This window comes from Bradyrhizobium australafricanum (assembly GCF_020329495.1).
GTDB classification, from domain to species: domain Bacteria; phylum Pseudomonadota; class Alphaproteobacteria; order Rhizobiales; family Xanthobacteraceae; genus Bradyrhizobium; species Bradyrhizobium australafricanum.
The window spans coordinates 1-1,221 of sequence record NZ_JAGKJL010000174.1; the positions used below are offsets into that span (position 1 = coordinate 1).

Annotated in this window: 1 protein-coding gene and 2 pseudogenes; all 3 read left to right on the forward strand. The window is 59.3% G+C overall.

What is annotated here, in order from left to right; genetic code table 11:
• Window positions 1–295, forward strand: a pseudogene (locus J6525_RS46365) (IS4 family transposase); the annotation flags it as partial.
• Between the two features lie 5 nt (window positions 296–300).
• Window positions 301–924: pseudogene (locus J6525_RS46370) on the forward strand (IS701 family transposase); the annotation flags it as partial.
• A gap of 84 nt (window positions 925–1,008) precedes the next feature.
• On the forward strand, window positions 1,009–1,221 hold a 213-nt coding region (locus J6525_RS46375), incomplete at its 3' end, for a hypothetical protein (RefSeq protein WP_225649495.1).

The following is a 1,221-nucleotide window of genomic DNA, read 5'->3' on the forward strand; positions in this document are numbered from 1 at the left end:
TTGGCGCGTCTTCTGGATGACGATGCTCAATCGCTCCTCGCCGAATGCCGTACCGCAAACGGCGCTGACGGATCCCGAAATCAGGCTTCTTGATCATTTGGTGAAAGACAGGGGTGGTGATTGCTCTCGACGAAGCACGCTCTCGCACTATGTCGTCAAGATCGCGCGGCTCGGAGGATATTTAGCCCGAGCCAACGATCCGCCTCCAGGAAATACCGTGATCTGGCGCGGACTATCGCGGCTGACCGACATCGAACTTGGAGCCGCAATCGAGGCAACAATTATGGGTAATTGAAAGGCTTGCCTGTCGCTTACCGCCTTTATCTTCCGAAGGAATGGACTGAGGACCGCGATCGACGGCGCAAGGTGGGCATTCCTGCCGAAGTTGGCTTCCAGACCAAGCCGGAGATCGCGCTGGAGCAGTTGCGGTGGGCCTGTGCGAGCGGCCTTCCGCGCGGTGTCGTGCTGATGGACGCGGGCTATGGCAACAACAGCGACCTGCGCACCGAGATCACGGCGCTGGGGTTGACCTATGTGGCGGGTCTTCTGTCGAGCACGACGGTATGGGCGCCCGGCACCGGTCCCTTGCCGCCGAAGCCATGGTCGGGCCGCGGCCGTCCGCCGAAACTGATGCGCCGCAACCGTCAGCATCAGCCAGCCGCCGTCAAGGCGCTCGCGATCGGCCTGCCGGCCCAAGCTTGGCGCACCCTCACGTGGCGGCAAGGAACGAACGAAAAGCTGACCTCGCGCTTTGCCCGCGTGCGGGTTCGTGCCGCGCATCGTGATTATTGGCGAACCACCCGGCGAGCGCAGGAATGGTTGCTGATCGAATGGCCGAAAGGCGAGGACCAGCCTACCAAATACTGGCTCTCGACATTGCCGGAGGATGTGGCATTCCGGACGCTCGTTGAGACGGCTAAATTGTCGTCCGTGAAGAAAGCGGATTGACTTGAGAAATAAGCAGAATTGGTCTTGATGTAGTATTCGATTTTGCAGGAAAGCGGGGTATTGGACCTCGCTTTCTTGCGTTTTAGGTTTTGCTTTTGGGTGATTCGTGATTCCCTGACGGCGTCGTCGACATTGGGGAATGCGATGAGCAAGCCGCGGGATGATCGCCAGAAAGACCTGTTGCTTCCGGCGCTTGATCAGATCATCGACATGGGTCATCCGCTGGTGCGGTTGGCAGCGCTGATCGACTGGAACATCCTGAATGAGCGCTTC